Source organism: Paracoccus halophilus (assembly GCF_000763905.1).
Taxonomy (GTDB): Bacteria; Pseudomonadota; Alphaproteobacteria; order Rhodobacterales; family Rhodobacteraceae; genus Paracoccus; species Paracoccus halophilus.
In genome coordinates, this window is sequence record NZ_JRKN01000013.1 from 52,357 (window position 1) to 66,574 (window position 14,218).

Below are 14,218 nucleotides of genomic sequence, written 5' to 3' on the forward strand. Positions count from 1 at the left end.
CCAGCCTCGTTCCGGCCCCGCCGCCCGGGCGGGGCGCGCAAAGCGCCTAAAGAAACAGGGCCAGCATCCGCCGACCCTGTCCCGAACAGCACGAAGGAAACGCTATCAGGCGTTCCATTCCTTGTTCTCGGCGATGTCCCAGCCGGCCAGGGTCTCGGCGCCGGCGGCACCGGTTTCTTCCTGCAGGGTGTAGGCAACCTCGAACTTGCGGAAGTTCAGGGTCAGGGTTTCCTGGATGCGGTCAAGGCCGTCCTTGGCGCCACCGGTCGCATAGCTGGTGATCATGATGTTTTCCATCTTGATCCGGAAATACTCCACCGGTGCGGCACCGCCCGACTTGCGCACGATCAGCTCACCGGATTCGATGTGCTCGCCGCTGGTGCAGCGCTTGATCAGGTCGTTGGTCGCCAGATCGACATACTTGGTCAGGGTGATGTCCTGGACGTTGACCTTGCCGCCGCCGCCGCCCGAACCGATATGGGTGGTACCCGACTGGGTCAGACCCCAGTTCCAGGCCAGAACATCGATCTCATCGCGATGGGTATCATCTTGCGATTCACCCTTGATGTTGTTGGACAGCTTCAGAAAGATATCGACAGCCATTCGATGGGCTCCTTGACTACATTAGACTTTTCAATGGGTTACTTGCCCTTGGGCAGCTTGGAGACGAGCGACATGCCGACATCCATGCCCTCGAGCTGAAAGTGGGGTTTCAAATAGAATTTTCCCATGTAGTATCCGGGATTTTCCTCGTCCTCCACCACTTCGACCTTGGCGCCAGCCAGAGGTTTCTTTGCCTTCTCGCGCTCGGTAGCGCTGTCAGGGTTCCCGGACACATATTTGTTGATCCAGGTTTGCAACTGGGTCTGCAATTGCAGTCGATCGGGACTCTGACCGATCTTGTCGCGCACCATACACTTAAGATAATGGCTGAATCGTGACACTGCGAAAATATATGGCAGGCGCGAGGACATATTGTCCGAGGCAGTGGCCTGTTCATCGACGTATTTCTTGGGCCGGTACAGCGTCTGCGCGCCGATAAAGGCGGCCTTGTCGGTATGCTTGCGGTGGATCAGGCCGATCAGACCGGCCTTGGACAGTTCCGCCTCGCGGCGGTCGGTAATCGACACTTCGGTCGGGCATTTCAGATCCTTGGATCCGTCACCGGTGTCGAAATTATGGGTCGGCAGGTTCAGCACCTCGCCACCCGACTGCACGCCGCGAATCTGCACGGTCCAGCCGTGATCCTTATGCGCGCGGTTGATGTTCACGGCCATGGCATGGGCCGCGTTCATCCAGGAATATTTCGTGCCGGCATGGCCGTCGGTCTCTTCCTCGAAGTTGAATTCCTCGACCACCGAATTCGAGTTCTGGCCATAAGGCTCGCGGGCCAGCACACGCGGCGCGACCAGCGCGACATAGCGCGAGTTTTCCGAATCGCGCAGCCCGTTCCAGGCGGCGTAATCCGGCGTGTCGAAGATTTCCGACAGATCCGGCGGCGTGCCCAGCTCGGTCCAGCTGTCCATGCCCAGCAGCTCCGGCGCCGCGGCCGAGATGAACGGCGCATGCGCCGCCGCCGCCACCTTGGAGATGTCGCGCAGCAGCGACACATCCGCCGTGCCATGGTCGAAATAATAATCCCCGATCAGCGCACCGAAGGGCTTGCCGCCCAGGGTGCCGAACTCGGCCTCGTAGACGCGCATGTTCAGCGGCGACTTGTCCCATTTCGCGCCGGGATGGCGCCGCATCATCTGCTGCAGTTCCTTCTTCGAGACGTTCATCACCTTGACGCGCAGCGAGGCGTCCGTCTCGGAGTTGTTCACGGTATAGGCCAGACCGCGCCACGAGGATTCCAGCTTCTGGAATTCTTCGTTATGGATGACCTCGTTCAGCTGCTCGGTCAGTTTCTGGTCCAGCTTCGACAGCATCGCATCGATGGTGTCGATCACGTCCTCGGCGATCAGGCTCTGGTCGTCCAGCGCCTCGCGGACCAGCGCCACGACCGCGTTATCGACCTCTTTCGCGGCGACATCGGTGCGCGGCTTGATGGTCTGCTTCAGAATGTCCGAGAATTCATCCAGCCCGGCAAGGGCTCCGGCTTCGGCGACGCGGGCCTGCGTTTCTTGCGCCATCAGCTATCCTCTCCGTCAACGGATTTCCTGTCTTCGCGCTCTGCCAGCGCGGCCATCAGTTCGGGATCGTTCAGCAGCTTGCGGATCTGATCCTGCGCCTTGGGCTTGGAATTCATGTAGCGCTGCAGATTGGCCAGGTGCTGGCGCGCCTCGAGCAGCTTTTTCAGCGCCGGGATCTGGCGCGCGACCTCGGCCGGGTTGAAGTCGTCCATGCTTTCGAAATTCAGCGAAACACCCAGCCGGCCCTCGCCATCGCCCAGCTTGTTCTCGACATTGAAAGTGACGCCGGGGGCGACGCTTTTCATGTATTCGTCCAGCGTCGCGGCGGTCACATCGACAAAGTCGCGCTCTTCCATGTCGGGCTTTTCGACCTGCGAGGCATTGCCCGACAGGTCCGACATCACGCCCAGCACAAAGGGCAGCTCGACCATCTTTTCGGAATCGTAGGGGTCTTCGTAGGAAATGTTAACCCGTGGGGGGCGGTTGCGTTTGATAAAATCGGTCGATTTGTCCGAGGCCATCAGGTCAATCCTCCACTGCGCAAGGCAAACGTCAAAACAGTCACCGAGTCAATTCCCCGAACAGATCAGGCTTGTCCGGTTGTCTCCGGGGAAGCCAACAATTCAGCGACGATAGCGTCAAAACGCTTGTCAAGCATTTCCCGGGCTTTTGCAAGCAATAAGGGGATCGGGCTGGCGGGCTCATGCGCATGGAAATATCCCTCGACGCCGAGCATTTGCGCGACCAGATCGGCGCGCCGCCGGATCTCGGGGGCGAGGGCGGGCGGGCCGTCATCCGCCGGCCCCGCCGGCCCGTCCAGACCGTTCCGGGTCAGCGCCTTCAGCCGCTCCATCGGCAGCACGAAGGGGCTGCCCTGACCGATCCGCAGCCGCGCGCCGCCCGCTTCGACCGGCATCAGCACCTCGATCGCCTCGACCAGCGGCTTGCCGACCAGATCGCGCGCCTGCGCGACCAGCACCAGCGCCGGGGATGACGGCTCGTGCCCGGCCAGCCACAGCCGCGCGGCCTCGAGCGCGGCGGCCGCGGCGGCCCGGTCGTCGATCCGCGCCGCCATTGCCGCCGGCACCGCCGCGGCGGGCGGCCCGGCCGGCGCGGCGCCGGGTTCCGCAGGCGCCGGCGCCGGCTCGGGCCGGGTATCGGCGGACCATGGCCGCAAATCGGGCCGCGCGGCGGCGATCATGCCCTGCATATCCGCCAGCGCCGTGCGCAGCGCGGCGAAATCGATGGTCAGCGGCCGCTCGGGATGGCTGGCGGCCAGCTGCTGCATGCGGTGCAGCGCGTCCGAGGCCCGGCTCAGCCGGTCATGGACCGCGTCCACCGCCTTTTGATTGGCCGCCGCCCGCAGCGGCGCCAGCAGGTCGGCGCCGGCCAGATCGCGCTCGGACGCGCGGGGCTCGGCCTTGCCGGTCGCGACCATGAAGCGGCGCAGCGTGACCTCGGAATTCGGCAGAAGCGGCAGATGCAGCAGCGGCATCACCACCACCGGCTGGCTGTTCAGCGAATCGATGGCCGCGCGCCGCTCGGCCCCCTGCGGGTGCAGCGCGTCGGGCCATTGCGCCATCATCGCGGCCATGTCCTCGAGCGATGCGGCGAAATCCTCGAGCCGGCCGGCAAGGATCTGGAACCGTGCCAGCAGGCTGACCAGCCGCAGGTCGCGGGTCCGCGCCAGCAGCCCGGCCAGCGCCGCCGTCTCGGCCGGCAGATCGACCGAGCGCGGATCGAACAGCCGGTCCTCGCGCCCGTCGCCGGCCAGACCGGGGGTGAAATAACGCTCGGGCAGGCGCGATTCGGCCTCGAAATAGTAATCCAGAAACTCGGGATCGTCCTGCCGTTCCAGATCGGGCCCGCAGGGCGCCTCGGGCGAAACCGGCTCAAGAAGGTTGAAAGCTGCCAAATCGGAACCTCGTCAACGGGGATGCGCGGGATCAGTCCGGCAAACCCTCGCGATCATGCGCTTTTCGATAGGCCTGCGCAAACAGGCGGATGAATTCGTCCAGGATGCCGTTTTCGCTGGCGGTCTTGATGTCCCAGCGTGCGACGAACTCGTCCCAGGATCGTGATTTCCGGTTGCCCATCAGCTGCCTGGACTTGATTTCCGCATCGATCCGATTGGGTTCCAGATCCTCGACCAGCGCCAGAAGCGCGGGCTGCAGGGCCGCGAACAGGGCGCTCTGGTGGCGGCGCAGGTCCCACAGCGCGGCATCGAACCCGTCGGCCCCGGTCACGAACCCGGCGCGCGGGCGCAGGAACAGCGCATCCATCGCCTGTTCGGAATCGGGCAGGAATTTCAGCGGATTGTTGTCGGTCGCGCCGCGCATGGTGCGCTCTCCCGCCCGGGTGAAATGGCGGGCGGCGGCCCGGTCCTGCAAGGCCGCCATGATATGGGTGGTGGCCGTGCGCAGCGCCTGGCCCATACTGCGGGCCAGATCCTCGGCCGCGACATCGCGGGCATATTCGACCGGCAGGCCCGCCCCTTCGCAAAAGGCGCGCAGGATGGCGGCCGAATCGCCGCTGTCGACAGCGCTCGGCGGGGCTTGGGCGGGCACCGCCGCCGGGCTTTGCGGCTTGGGCTCGGGCATGGGAAACGGCACGAAATCCTGCGCGAAATCCGGCCCGTGGCGCAGGGTCTCGGCCGGGTAGATCTCGATCGGTTCGCGCAGGGCGCCAAGCGCCCAGGGGTCGTCGGTCACCGGCTCGATGACCGGGTTGTCGACACGATGCGCGGGCAGCGAGCCGGGCGTCATTCCCCCGCCCTGCGGCAGATCGAACAGCGCCACGATCACATATTGCCCGACCTGGAAGCGGTCGCCATGGGCCAGCGGATGCGGCCCGTCCAGCCGGTGCCGGTGCCCCTGCAGGAAGGTTCCGTTGGTCGAGCGGTCCTGCAGCCACCATTTTCCGCCCTCGAAGGTGACGTCGAAATGATGCCCCGAGATATAGCGGCTGGCATCGGGCAGGACCCAGTTCATGCCCGGCCGCCGGCCGACCTGGATGCCGTTTTCCGGCACCAGGATGCTGACCGGGCCGCCATCGTCCAGCACGTGAAAGTTTTCGATCTGAAGCGTCAGGGTCATGTCATATCAGTAGGCGCGAAACAGCGCCTCGGCCATATCGAGAAAGCGGGCAAGGTAAAATGACCGGCGCGACAAATCGGCGCGCGCCAGGCAGGACAGCACGGCGCTGTTCAGCGCGACCGGCGTCTTGTGCGGCGGCGCGCGTTCGGGATCGTTGGGCGCCGGGCCGCCGGTCGACCAGCCCACCGCCAGCGCCAGCAGGATCGAGGGGCTGCGCGACGGCGCCCAGAGCGCCTCGCGCATGATCTCGTGGCGCAACCGGGTCGAGGGCGCGGCAAGCCATGTCGCGATGCTTTCCATCATCGGCCGTTCATGCGCTTGCAGATGATCCGCCATCAGGCGCAGACATTCGTAACCCCATCCCGCCGCCGCACTGGGGCTGGCGGCGAATGAGGTGAATGTCACGGCCTCTTCCGGCGTGGTCGAGGCCCGCAGCCGCGCGAGGAAATGCAGGCCGTTCTCGTCATGACGCGGCCGCAGCTTGACCAGATCGCCCAGTTGCGGAATCGCTGCGAAAAGCTCCGACGGCTCGGCATCGCGCAACATCCGTTGCGGTGGTCTGGTGGTGTCGAGTCCACGGTCTTCGCTCATCGTGATATCGTCCCGGGCTTAAGGGATGGTAAGGGGATGTTCCTGCCCACGCCCTGCGGAATATGAAATTCCTGGCCGAAAGGTGCAACACGAAGTTACGCGGGTCGGCGGCTGCCAGCCATGCCCGGCGGGCGGCCGGGGAAGGCGCCGGGCGGAACGGCCCGCCGTCGAGCGGACGACGGGCGCGGCTGCTATTCGAACTCCATCTCGGAAAAGACGACGCCGGCATTGCGGGTGGCCAGTTCCTCGAAGGTGTCCATGTATTCCCAGCGGGACTGATCGACGTAATAGGCGCCGGCCAGATCGCCGCCATCCTCGATATGCTGGCCGATCTTCTCGTGCAGGTCCCTGAGATATTCGGTCGTTCCCCGGCGGATCGTGTCCAGATCGGTCGGCGCCCCGTGGCCGGGTACGATCACCTCGGCGCCCAGGGGTTCGAGCTTCGTCTCGAAGGTCTCGATCCAGCATGAGGTGCAGGTGCCCTCGAAAATGGGCGGCATGCGTTCCGAAAAGGCGATGTCGCCGGCGATCAGCACCTGTCGGTCGGGCAGCCAGACCTGCGTGTCGCCCGGCGAATGGGCGGGGCCCAGATGCAGCACCTCGATCCGCGTGTCGCCCATCCGGATCTCCCTGCGGTCGGTGAATGTCTCGGTCGGCGGAACAATGGTCGTGCCCTCGGCATTCTCGCGGGCATAGGAGCGCAGCGCCTCCAGCCCGCGCGGCCCGTCCAGGTCCAGAAACGCCCGCGCCGCATCCTCATGGGCAAGGATCGACACGCCCTGCGCCGCCCAATAGCTGTTGCCCAGCATCGCATGGCCCTGGCCGTTCTCGTTGATGACCAGCCTGACCGGCTGGTCGGTGAGCTTGCGGATTTCCGCGTGCAGGGCCTCGGCCAGCTTCCAGGACGCGCCGCCATTGACCACGGCCACGCCGTCGCCCGTCACGACAAAGGACAGGTTGTTGTTGTGGCCGGCGTTTTCATAGGTCGGCGGCTGCGTTGCGCCAATCGCGCTGTAGATGCCCGGCGCGACCTCGACCGGGCGGTCATAGAGCACCGAGTCCGGATATTTGTCCGACGTGTCGTCGGCCAGCGCGGGAGGGGCCATCAGCAGGGCCAGAAACAGGGCGATTCTCATGCGTCCATCTCCTCGAAACGAAAGGCCGCGCCGTCGCGCGCGATCCGGCCGATGCCGCCCTCCGGGAGGTGATAGCCGAGGATCGTCCAGCCCTCGTCGGCCAGCCGTGGCAGCAGGGTGCGGCGGGTCGCGGTCGCCTGTTCGGGATCGCTGTCGGTCGAGGTGCCCAGTTCCGGGCGAAAGATCGCGGCTGCCGAGGTGACGAAATCGCCGGTCACGAAGACCCCCTGCCCCGGCGTGCCGACGGCATAGGACATGTGCCCGGGCGTATGACCCGGCGTCGAAACGGCGCGGATGCCCGGCAGCACCTCGTCGCCGTCGCCGATCTGGCGGATGCGGTCGCCCACGGCGGTCAGCCGGCGCATGGCGCCGACGGCAAAGGACAGCCATTCCTCGCCGATCGTCTCGGCCGTTCGGGGATCGGACCAATAGGCGAATTCCGCCGCGCCCATATGCAGCGCGGCATTCGGGAACAGCGGCTCGTCGAACTCGTCCAGCAGGCCCCACAGATGGTCGGGATGGGCATGGGTGAACAGCACGTCGGTCACATCCCCGGGCGCGATGCCAAGCGCGGCCAGCGCCTCGGGCAGACGGCCGGCGGTCGGCACGAAATCGGGGCCGGAGCCGGCATCGAACAGGACCACCCGGTCCCCCGTCCGCAGCAGCGTCAGGTTGCACGGGCTGACCACGACGCCCTCGGTCGGCAGGTCGAACATGTCGAGGATCGCGCCCCGGTCGCCTTCGGGCAGGCGCTCGAGGAAGAAGCCGGCGGGCAGTTCCAGATGACCGTCCGAGAGACTGTCGATCCGGACATCCCCCATCGTCATGCTGGTCAAGGCCCAGCCCCGGCGGGCCGCCAAAGGCAGGCCCGCAGTCGCGGCAAGGGCCGCTGTGCCGGTCAGGATGAAGCGTCGGCTGATGTTCATGTTGTCCTCCCCCGTCTCATATCGGTTATCGCCCGATGGCCTCGGCCAGCGATCTTCCGCTGTCCGGCCCGTCGGCCCGCGCCCATTCCAGCAGCGCGACCATCTGGTCGGGGCCAAGCACGCCGGGCAGCACCGCCATCGCGGCGCGGGCGGCATCGGCGCCCTCGGCCGGCTGGCGCGGCAACAGCATCAGCGTCGGCGTCACCGTGACGCCCCACTTGCCTGCCGCGCGCTTCTCGGTCAGCTCCTCGCCGTCCATGTCGGTGATCCCGGTGCCGCCGAACAGGTCGATCTGGATCACATCGAAATCCGAGCGGATCAGCGCCTCGACGCGCGGGTCGGTCAGAACCTCGTTATGCAGCTGCGCGCAATAGATGCAGCCGCGCTGCTCGACGATCAGCATCAGGTGGCGGCCGGCCGCGACGGCCTCGGCATTGTCCTCGGCCAGGATCTTGAAGCTGTCCTTGAGCCAGTCGGGCTTGTGCAGACCGTCATCGCCCATCGGCACCTCGGCCGCGGCCGGCTGGAACAGGCCCAGTGTCAGCATCAGGACGGAAAGGGGGGAAATCCGTATCATCTCAGCGTCGCGCTCCAGTCGAAGTTTTCGATCATGACGGCGGCAATGCGATTGACGCTGTCGGTGGCAATCAGGACGGCAAACAGGATCAGCATGGCGCCCATGCCGCGCTCGACCCAGCCAAGGGCGCGACGATGGCGGCCCACCCAGGACAGGAAGGGCCGCGCGAACAGCGCCGCCAGCACGAACGGCAGCGTCATCGCCAGGCCATAGACCAGAAGCAGCGCGCCCCCGCGCCACAGATCGTCCTGCCCCGAGGCGACGAACAGGATCGCCGCAAGCGCCGGGCCGACGCAGGGCGTCCAGCCGAAACCGAAGGCCAGACCCATGAGATAGGCGCCCGCCAGCGAAGCCGGGTCGCCGCCGGCCTCGATCCGGGCTTCGCGATACAGCAGCGGGATGCGGATCAGGCCCAGGAAATGCAGACCAAAGCCCGCGAGGATCGCCGCCGCCAGCCAGGACAGTTCGGTCCGCCAGCGCGCGAAGGCCGAACCCAGCACGGTCGCCCCCAGCCCCAGCAGGACAAAGATCGTCGTCACGCCCAGGGCAAAGGCCACGGCCCCGATCACCAGCCGCCGCTGCGCGCCCGGCCGCAGGCCGCCCTCGGCCCGCAGATCGCCCATCGAGATGCCGGCCAGATAGCACAGGTAGAACGGCACCATCGGCAGGATGCAGGGGGACAGGAACGACAGAAGGCCGGCGATGATCGCCCCGCCATACGAGATATCGGGCATTCTCTCCCTCCCATGGCCCCCGGCCACCGGGCGGGAACATTCATTCATTGTAATGCTTGCATTTTTATCGGCAAGCCCGCAGACTGCCGGGCGGATCACTTTTCGCCGAGGCCGAACATGACCGCTGATCCCATGCGCATCTGCCCGATCCCGCGTCGCGCGATGCTGGCCGGGGTGCTGGTGCTCGGCGCGGCTTTCCCCGTGGCAGCCGACGCGACGGATCCCGCGCGACCGGCGCCCGCCCTTCAGTTCGTGATGTTCGAGCGGGACGGATGCATCTATTGCCGCCGCTGGAACGAGGAAATCGCCCCGGCCTATCCCAAGACCGCCGAAGGCGCGGCCGCGCCGCTGCGCCGCCATGACATCACCGACCCGCTGCCCGCCGACATCACGCTGACCGGGCGGGCGCCGGTCTTTACCCCGACCTTCGTGCTTTTGCGCGACGGCACCGAAACCGGGCGGATCGAAGGCTATCCGGGCGATGAGTTCTTCTGGGTGCTGCTGGCCGATCTGCTGGCCCGCGCCGGCTGGACCGCTTCGCCCACCACCCCGGGCCACCCAACTGCTGACCGACCACCGGAGGAGATCCCATGACCAGACTGCATCTTGCCGCCACGCTTGCCCTGATCCTTGCCCCGGGCGGCGCGGCCATCGCCCAGACGCCGGGCGGGGCTGCCCAGACCAGAACCGTCGAGGGCACATTCGAGGATGTCGCCTTCGCGGTCGAGCAGGCCATCCTCAACGAGGGGCTGGTCATCGACCTGACCAGCCATGTCGGCGAGATGCTCAGCCGGACGCGCGAGGATGTGGGCAGCGAGGTCGATCTGTTCACCGAAGCCGACATTTTCAGCTTCTGCTCGGCCTCGGTGTCGCGTCAGGTGATGGAGGCCGACATCACCAATATCCAGCACTGCCCCTATACGCTCTTCGTCTATGAAACCGCCGGCCAGCCGGGCAGCGTCACCGTCGGCCACCGGATCTATCCGGGCGAGTCGATGGCCCCGGTGAACGAGATGCTGACCCGCATCGTCGATCAGGCGACGAACTGAGCGCCGCCTCAGATCAGGTCGCCGCGCACCAGTTGCAGAAGCCCGCCCATGGCGCCCGCCGCAATCGCGGCCAGCGTCACCGGCCCCGACCAGGCGAGGGTCGCAAAGCCGGTCAGCCCCTGGCCGATCGTGCAGCCCATCGCGATCACCCCGCCGATGCCCATCAGCACCGCGCCGAAAAGCTGCCGCCCCAGTTCGCGGGGGTCGTCGCAGGCCTCCCAGCGAAAGCTGTGCCGCCAGACGGACACCATCGCCGCGCCGGCGAAGGTCCCAAAGACCACGCCGACCGAAAAGGACGGCAACATGCCGGTCGCGGTCATCAGATACAGGATCGTCCGCCCCACCGGCACCGTAAAGGACGGCCCCTCAATGGTGTTGGCGGCCAGCCCGCCTTCGGAGAGCAGGGCCGTGCCGACAAAGCCCAGCGTCACCGACAGGCCCACGACTGCGGCACAGGCGATCGTGACGGCGGAGCCCGCGACGCGAGGGTGGCGCAGGCCGGCAACGATCAGCACCGCGCCGATCGCCAGCGCAAAGCCCAGCGGCGGCAGGCCGGTCCAGCCCGCCAGATCATTGGCGATGCCGCCCGGCCCCGCGGCGGGCTGCTGCGGGAAAACCAGATCGCGCAGCGGACCCAGCGGACCGGACAGGGTGAAATAGCTCGAAATGCCCAGGGCAGCGACGATGATGACCGAGCGGATGTCGCCGCTGCCGGCGCGCAGCAGCGCGCCAAAGCCGCAATTGCCGGCCATCGCCATGCCATAGCCGAACAGCAGCCCGCCGCCGATGCTGGCCAGCGGGTTCCAGGCAATGGCGTGATAGATGCTGTGCCCGATCGCGATCAGCCCGGCGGCATCGGCAAGCGCGGTCGCCAGGATCGCGACCCCAAGCGCGATGCCCCAGATATGCAACTGCCGATAATCGCGGCCCAGCATCGCGGTTTCCAGCGCGGCCAGCGTGCAGAAATCCCCCATCCGCGCCGCGCCGCCCAGCAACGCACCGACCAGCAGTCCCAGAAGCCCGGCCTTGCCGCCCGACAGATAGACAAGATCGATCATGCCTTTGGCAGATCGCCCGCGCCGTGCCTTTCATCGCCGGCCGGGGCAAGGATCGTGTCCAGCGCGCCAAGCAGCCTGAGCACGCGGTGATCCTTGATCGAATAAAAGATCATCTGGCCTTCGCGCCGCGCCGTGACCATGCCCTCCATGCGCAGACGCGCCAGCTGCTGGCTGACGACCGACTGGCGCGCATCAAGGATGTTCTCCAACTCGCTCACGCTTTTCTCGCCGCCGACAAGGTGGCACAGAATCAGCAGCCGCCCCTCGTGGCTGAGCGCCTTGAAGATCGCGACACTGTCCTGAACCATGGCCGCGACCTCGTCGGATGAGGCCCCCCGCGCGAGGTCCTGATCGGCGCGTTCGCCGCCGAACAGCCGGCTGAAAAGCCCCGAACGCCGCGCGCCAACTGCCTCGGTCATCGTCCAGCCTCCTGCATGTCCGCCGCGCCCAGGCCCGGCAGCGGTGGGGAAAACCTACCCGATCCCCGGTCCGTCGCCTAGTCTCTTCGACCACATTAAGCGCATATTCACAGATATTGATATTTGTATTGCTTTTGCCGCCATCCTACGCAACTCTGGCACAGGGAGGGCGCGTCAGCGCCAGGAAACAGAGACAACCGGGGGAGGGAAACGACGTGTTTCGCATGGCAGCGATCGGTATCTTGGCCATCGGCACGGCGACAGGCGCCCTGGCCGAGGTGGCGCCCGACGATATCCTCTGGCAGGAGGACGGCTCCATCGCGCAGTCGCTGACCGGTACGCCCGGAAGCGCCGAGGAAGGCGAAAGGGTGATGACCACCAACGCGCTTGGCAATTGCGTCGCCTGTCACACCATCGCCACGATGCCCGACGTTCCGTTCCAGGGCACCATCGCCCCCGAACTGGCCGGCGCCGCCGGGCGCTGGACCGAGGCGCAGCTGCGCGGCATCCTGGTCGATGCCAAGCGCACCTTTCCAGACAGTTTCATGCCCGGGATGTACAAGGTCGGCCCCTTCATCCGCCCGGGCGTCGCCTATACCGGCGCGGCTCCGGCAAGCCCCGATGACATCGAGCCGGTCCTGACCGCCGCCCAGGTCGAGGATGTGCTGGCCTATCTGATGACACTGACCGAGTGACGGGCCGGACAGCCCGGTCGCCGGTCGAGGTGATGGAAGGAGACAGAAGATGATGTTGACGCGACGCAGCGTGATCGCCGCCGGTGCGGGGTCCGCTGTCCTGATCGCCCTGCCTGGGCATCCGGCGCTGGCGCAGGACGCCGCCGCCAGAACCGTCGATCAGGTGATCGCCGAATTTACCGGCGGCGCCGCGGCGGCCGAGGGCGAGGGCGTGACGCTGACCGCCCCCGAGATTGCCGAGAATGGCAATACGGTCCCGATCTCGGTCGAGGCGCCGGGCGCGTCCGCGATCCTTGTGATCGCGGCGGGCAATCCCACACCCGGCGTGGCGACCTTCCGGTTCGGCGAACTGGCCGGCAATCAGGCGGCCTCGACGCGCATCCGGCTGGCGGCGACCCAGGACGTGATCGCCGTCGCCAGGATGGGCGACGGCAGCTTCGTGCGCACCGCCGCCAATGTGAAGGTCACCATCGGCGGCTGCGGCGGCTGACAGAAGGAAAGGCTCAGGATCATGGCAGAGAATGTCAAACCCCGCGTCCGCGTGCCCAAGACCGCCTCGGCGGGCGAGGTCGTCACCATCAAGACGCTGATCTCGCATCCGATGGAATCGGGGCAGCGCAAGGACAAGGACGGCAACACGATCCCGCGCTCGATCATCAACCGCTTCACGGCCGAGTTCAACGGCACGATGGTGGTCGATGCCACGCTGGAGCCGGCGATCAGCACGAACCCCTATATCGAGTTCGACATGACGGTCCCTGAAAGCGGTCAGGTGAAGTTCACCTGGTACGACGATGACGGCTCGGTCTACGAGGATGTCCAGGCGATCGAGATCGCCTGACACGCCCTGACAATGACAGCCAGCGCGGCCGCCAGATGCCGCGCGCCATCTTCCGGGGAGGAAACCACGCCATGTTGCTGCATCGCAGCCTGAAGACCACGACCGCCGCTGCGGCAGCGGCACTGATCCTCGCGACGGGGACTGTTCTGGCCGACCCGGTGACGGATGACGAACTGGTCGTGAACGGCGAACTTGAACTTGCCACCGAGGCCGAGCCCGCCGCCCATCTGGACGGCGCCCTGGGCGACCGCATCTATTCGGGCTGGCGGTTCCGCGACACCGAGACCCGCGCCATGCAAAAGGACGATTTCGACAATCCGATGTTCCTGTTCGTGGATGCCGGGCTTGAGGCATGGGACACGGCCGAGGGCACGGAAGGCAAGTCCTGCGCCGATTGCCACGGCGCCATCGAGGACAGCATGAAGGGGCTGCGCGCCAGCCTGCCCAAGGTCACCGACAAGGGCGAGCTGTGGTCGCTTGAGAACTTCGTCAACGACTGCCGCGAAACCCGCATGGGCGCCGAAGCCTGGGGCTGGAACAGCCAGCAGATGAAGAACATGACCGCCGCCATCGGCCTGCAATCGCGCGGCATGCCGGTCGATGTCGCCGTCGACGGCCCGGCCGCGCCCTTCTGGGAAAAGGGCAAGGAGATGTATTACACCCGCTTCGGCCAGCTGGAAATGTCCTGCGCGAACTGCCACGAGGACAATTACGGCAACTACATCCGTTCGGACCATCTGAGCCAGGGCCAGATCAACGGCTTTCCGCTTTACCGGCTCAAGGATCAGGGGCCAGTCTCGATCCACCAGCGTTTCGTGGGCTGCGTCCGCGACACCCGGGGCGAGACCTTCCAGGCCGGCAGCCAGGAATTCCGCGAGCTTGAACTGTATGTCGCCTCGCGCGGCGCCGGCCTGCCGGTCGAAACCCCGGCGGTCCGCCACTGAATGCCACCACCGCCGCGCGTC

General features: G+C 66.4%; 18 protein-coding genes. 6 read left to right on the forward strand and 12 right to left on the reverse strand.

Annotation, left to right across the window (positions count from 1 at the left end; translation table 11 throughout):
- Positions 1–105: 105 nt before the first annotated feature.
- The 10 genes from IT41_RS10800 to IT41_RS10845 form a co-directional block, all read right to left on the reverse strand.
- Entirely contained in the window at positions 106–603 is a 498-nt protein-coding gene (locus IT41_RS10800) for an Hcp family type VI secretion system effector (RefSeq protein WP_036741038.1), read from the reverse strand.
- A 38-nt stretch (positions 604–641) separates the two neighbouring features.
- The gene (gene tssC, locus IT41_RS10805) at positions 642–2,132 is read right to left on the reverse strand and encodes a type VI secretion system contractile sheath large subunit (RefSeq protein WP_036741041.1); all 1,491 of its coding nucleotides are present in this window, start codon (positions 2,130–2,132) and stop codon (positions 642–644) included.
- The gene (gene tssB, locus IT41_RS10810) at positions 2,132–2,653 is read right to left on the reverse strand and encodes a type VI secretion system contractile sheath small subunit (RefSeq protein ID WP_036741043.1); all 522 of its coding nucleotides are present in this window, start codon (positions 2,651–2,653) and stop codon (positions 2,132–2,134) included. Before tssB ends, tssC begins: the two co-directional genes overlap by 1 nt.
- Before the next feature lie 65 nt (positions 2,654–2,718).
- Entirely contained in the window at positions 2,719–4,047 is a 1,329-nt protein-coding gene (locus IT41_RS10815; protein ID WP_036741045.1) for a type VI secretion system ImpA family N-terminal domain-containing protein, read from the reverse strand.
- Positions 4,048–4,078: 31 nt separating this feature from the next.
- Positions 4,079–5,227: a type VI secretion system-associated FHA domain protein TagH gene (tagH, locus tag IT41_RS10820; protein ID WP_036741047.1), complete on the reverse strand. Its 1,149-nt coding sequence runs from the start codon at positions 5,225–5,227 to the stop codon at positions 4,079–4,081.
- Positions 5,228–5,233: 6 nt separating this feature from the next.
- A complete protein-coding gene (locus tag IT41_RS10825) occupies positions 5,234–5,818 on the reverse strand; it encodes a DUF6931 family protein (RefSeq protein WP_036741048.1) in 585 nt (194 codons plus the stop codon).
- Positions 5,819–6,009: 191 nt separating this feature from the next.
- On the reverse strand, positions 6,010–6,954 hold the full coding sequence (locus IT41_RS10830; protein WP_036741049.1) for an MBL fold metallo-hydrolase: 945 nt from the start codon (positions 6,952–6,954) through the stop codon (positions 6,010–6,012).
- A complete protein-coding gene (locus IT41_RS10835; protein WP_036741050.1) occupies positions 6,951–7,880 on the reverse strand; it encodes an MBL fold metallo-hydrolase in 930 nt (309 codons plus the stop codon). The genes IT41_RS10830 and IT41_RS10835 overlap by 4 nt, the downstream gene beginning before the upstream one ends.
- Before the next feature lie 25 nt (positions 7,881–7,905).
- Complete coding sequence (locus tag IT41_RS10840; protein WP_231564733.1) at positions 7,906–8,457, reverse strand: thioredoxin family protein; 552 nt, start codon at positions 8,455–8,457, stop codon at positions 7,906–7,908.
- Positions 8,454–9,191 carry a cytochrome c biogenesis CcdA family protein gene (locus IT41_RS10845; RefSeq protein WP_036741052.1) on the reverse strand — a complete coding sequence of 246 codons (738 nt, stop codon included), beginning with the start codon at positions 9,189–9,191 and terminating at the stop codon, positions 8,454–8,456. The genes IT41_RS10840 and IT41_RS10845 overlap by 4 nt, the downstream gene beginning before the upstream one ends.
- A 117-nt stretch (positions 9,192–9,308) precedes the next feature.
- Here IT41_RS10845 and IT41_RS10850 point away from each other — a divergent pair, with 117 nt between their 5' ends.
- Together IT41_RS10850 and IT41_RS10855 are read left to right on the forward strand one after the other, a co-directional pair.
- Positions 9,309–9,785, forward strand: coding sequence for a thioredoxin domain-containing protein (locus IT41_RS10850; RefSeq protein ID WP_231564734.1), 477 nt, complete (start codon positions 9,309–9,311; stop codon positions 9,783–9,785).
- Positions 9,782–10,240 carry a hypothetical protein gene (locus IT41_RS10855; RefSeq protein ID WP_036741053.1) on the forward strand — a complete coding sequence of 153 codons (459 nt, stop codon included), beginning with the start codon at positions 9,782–9,784 and terminating at the stop codon, positions 10,238–10,240. The genes IT41_RS10850 and IT41_RS10855 overlap by 4 nt, the downstream gene beginning before the upstream one ends.
- 8 nt (positions 10,241–10,248) lie before the next feature.
- Here IT41_RS10855 and IT41_RS10860 read toward each other — a convergent pair whose 3' ends face one another.
- Positions 10,249–11,298, reverse strand: coding sequence for a YeeE/YedE family protein (locus tag IT41_RS10860; protein WP_036741054.1), 1,050 nt, complete (start codon positions 11,296–11,298; stop codon positions 10,249–10,251).
- Positions 11,295–11,606, reverse strand: a complete 312-nt coding sequence (locus tag IT41_RS10865) for an ArsR/SmtB family transcription factor (RefSeq protein ID WP_052081438.1) — start codon at positions 11,604–11,606, stop codon at positions 11,295–11,297. Before IT41_RS10865 ends, IT41_RS10860 begins: the two co-directional genes overlap by 4 nt.
- Positions 11,607–11,941: 335 nt before the next feature.
- On the opposite strand from IT41_RS10865, the gene soxX reads away from it, so the two are divergent.
- From soxX to soxA, 4 genes are all read left to right on the forward strand, one after another.
- Positions 11,942–12,412, forward strand: a complete 471-nt coding sequence (gene soxX / locus IT41_RS10870) for a sulfur oxidation c-type cytochrome SoxX (RefSeq protein WP_036741055.1) — start codon at positions 11,942–11,944, stop codon at positions 12,410–12,412.
- Positions 12,413–12,461: 49 nt separating this feature from the next.
- The gene (gene soxY / locus IT41_RS10875; RefSeq protein WP_036741056.1) at positions 12,462–12,902 is read left to right on the forward strand and encodes a thiosulfate oxidation carrier protein SoxY; all 441 of its coding nucleotides are present in this window, start codon (positions 12,462–12,464) and stop codon (positions 12,900–12,902) included.
- Between the two features lie 21 nt (positions 12,903–12,923).
- Positions 12,924–13,253 carry a thiosulfate oxidation carrier complex protein SoxZ gene (gene soxZ, locus IT41_RS10880; RefSeq protein ID WP_036741057.1) on the forward strand — a complete coding sequence of 110 codons (330 nt, stop codon included), beginning with the start codon at positions 12,924–12,926 and terminating at the stop codon, positions 13,251–13,253.
- Between the two features lie 71 nt (positions 13,254–13,324).
- The gene (gene soxA / locus IT41_RS10885; RefSeq protein ID WP_139221652.1) at positions 13,325–14,197 is read left to right on the forward strand and encodes a sulfur oxidation c-type cytochrome SoxA; all 873 of its coding nucleotides are present in this window, start codon (positions 13,325–13,327) and stop codon (positions 14,195–14,197) included.
- The last annotated feature ends 21 nt before the right edge of the window (positions 14,198–14,218 follow it).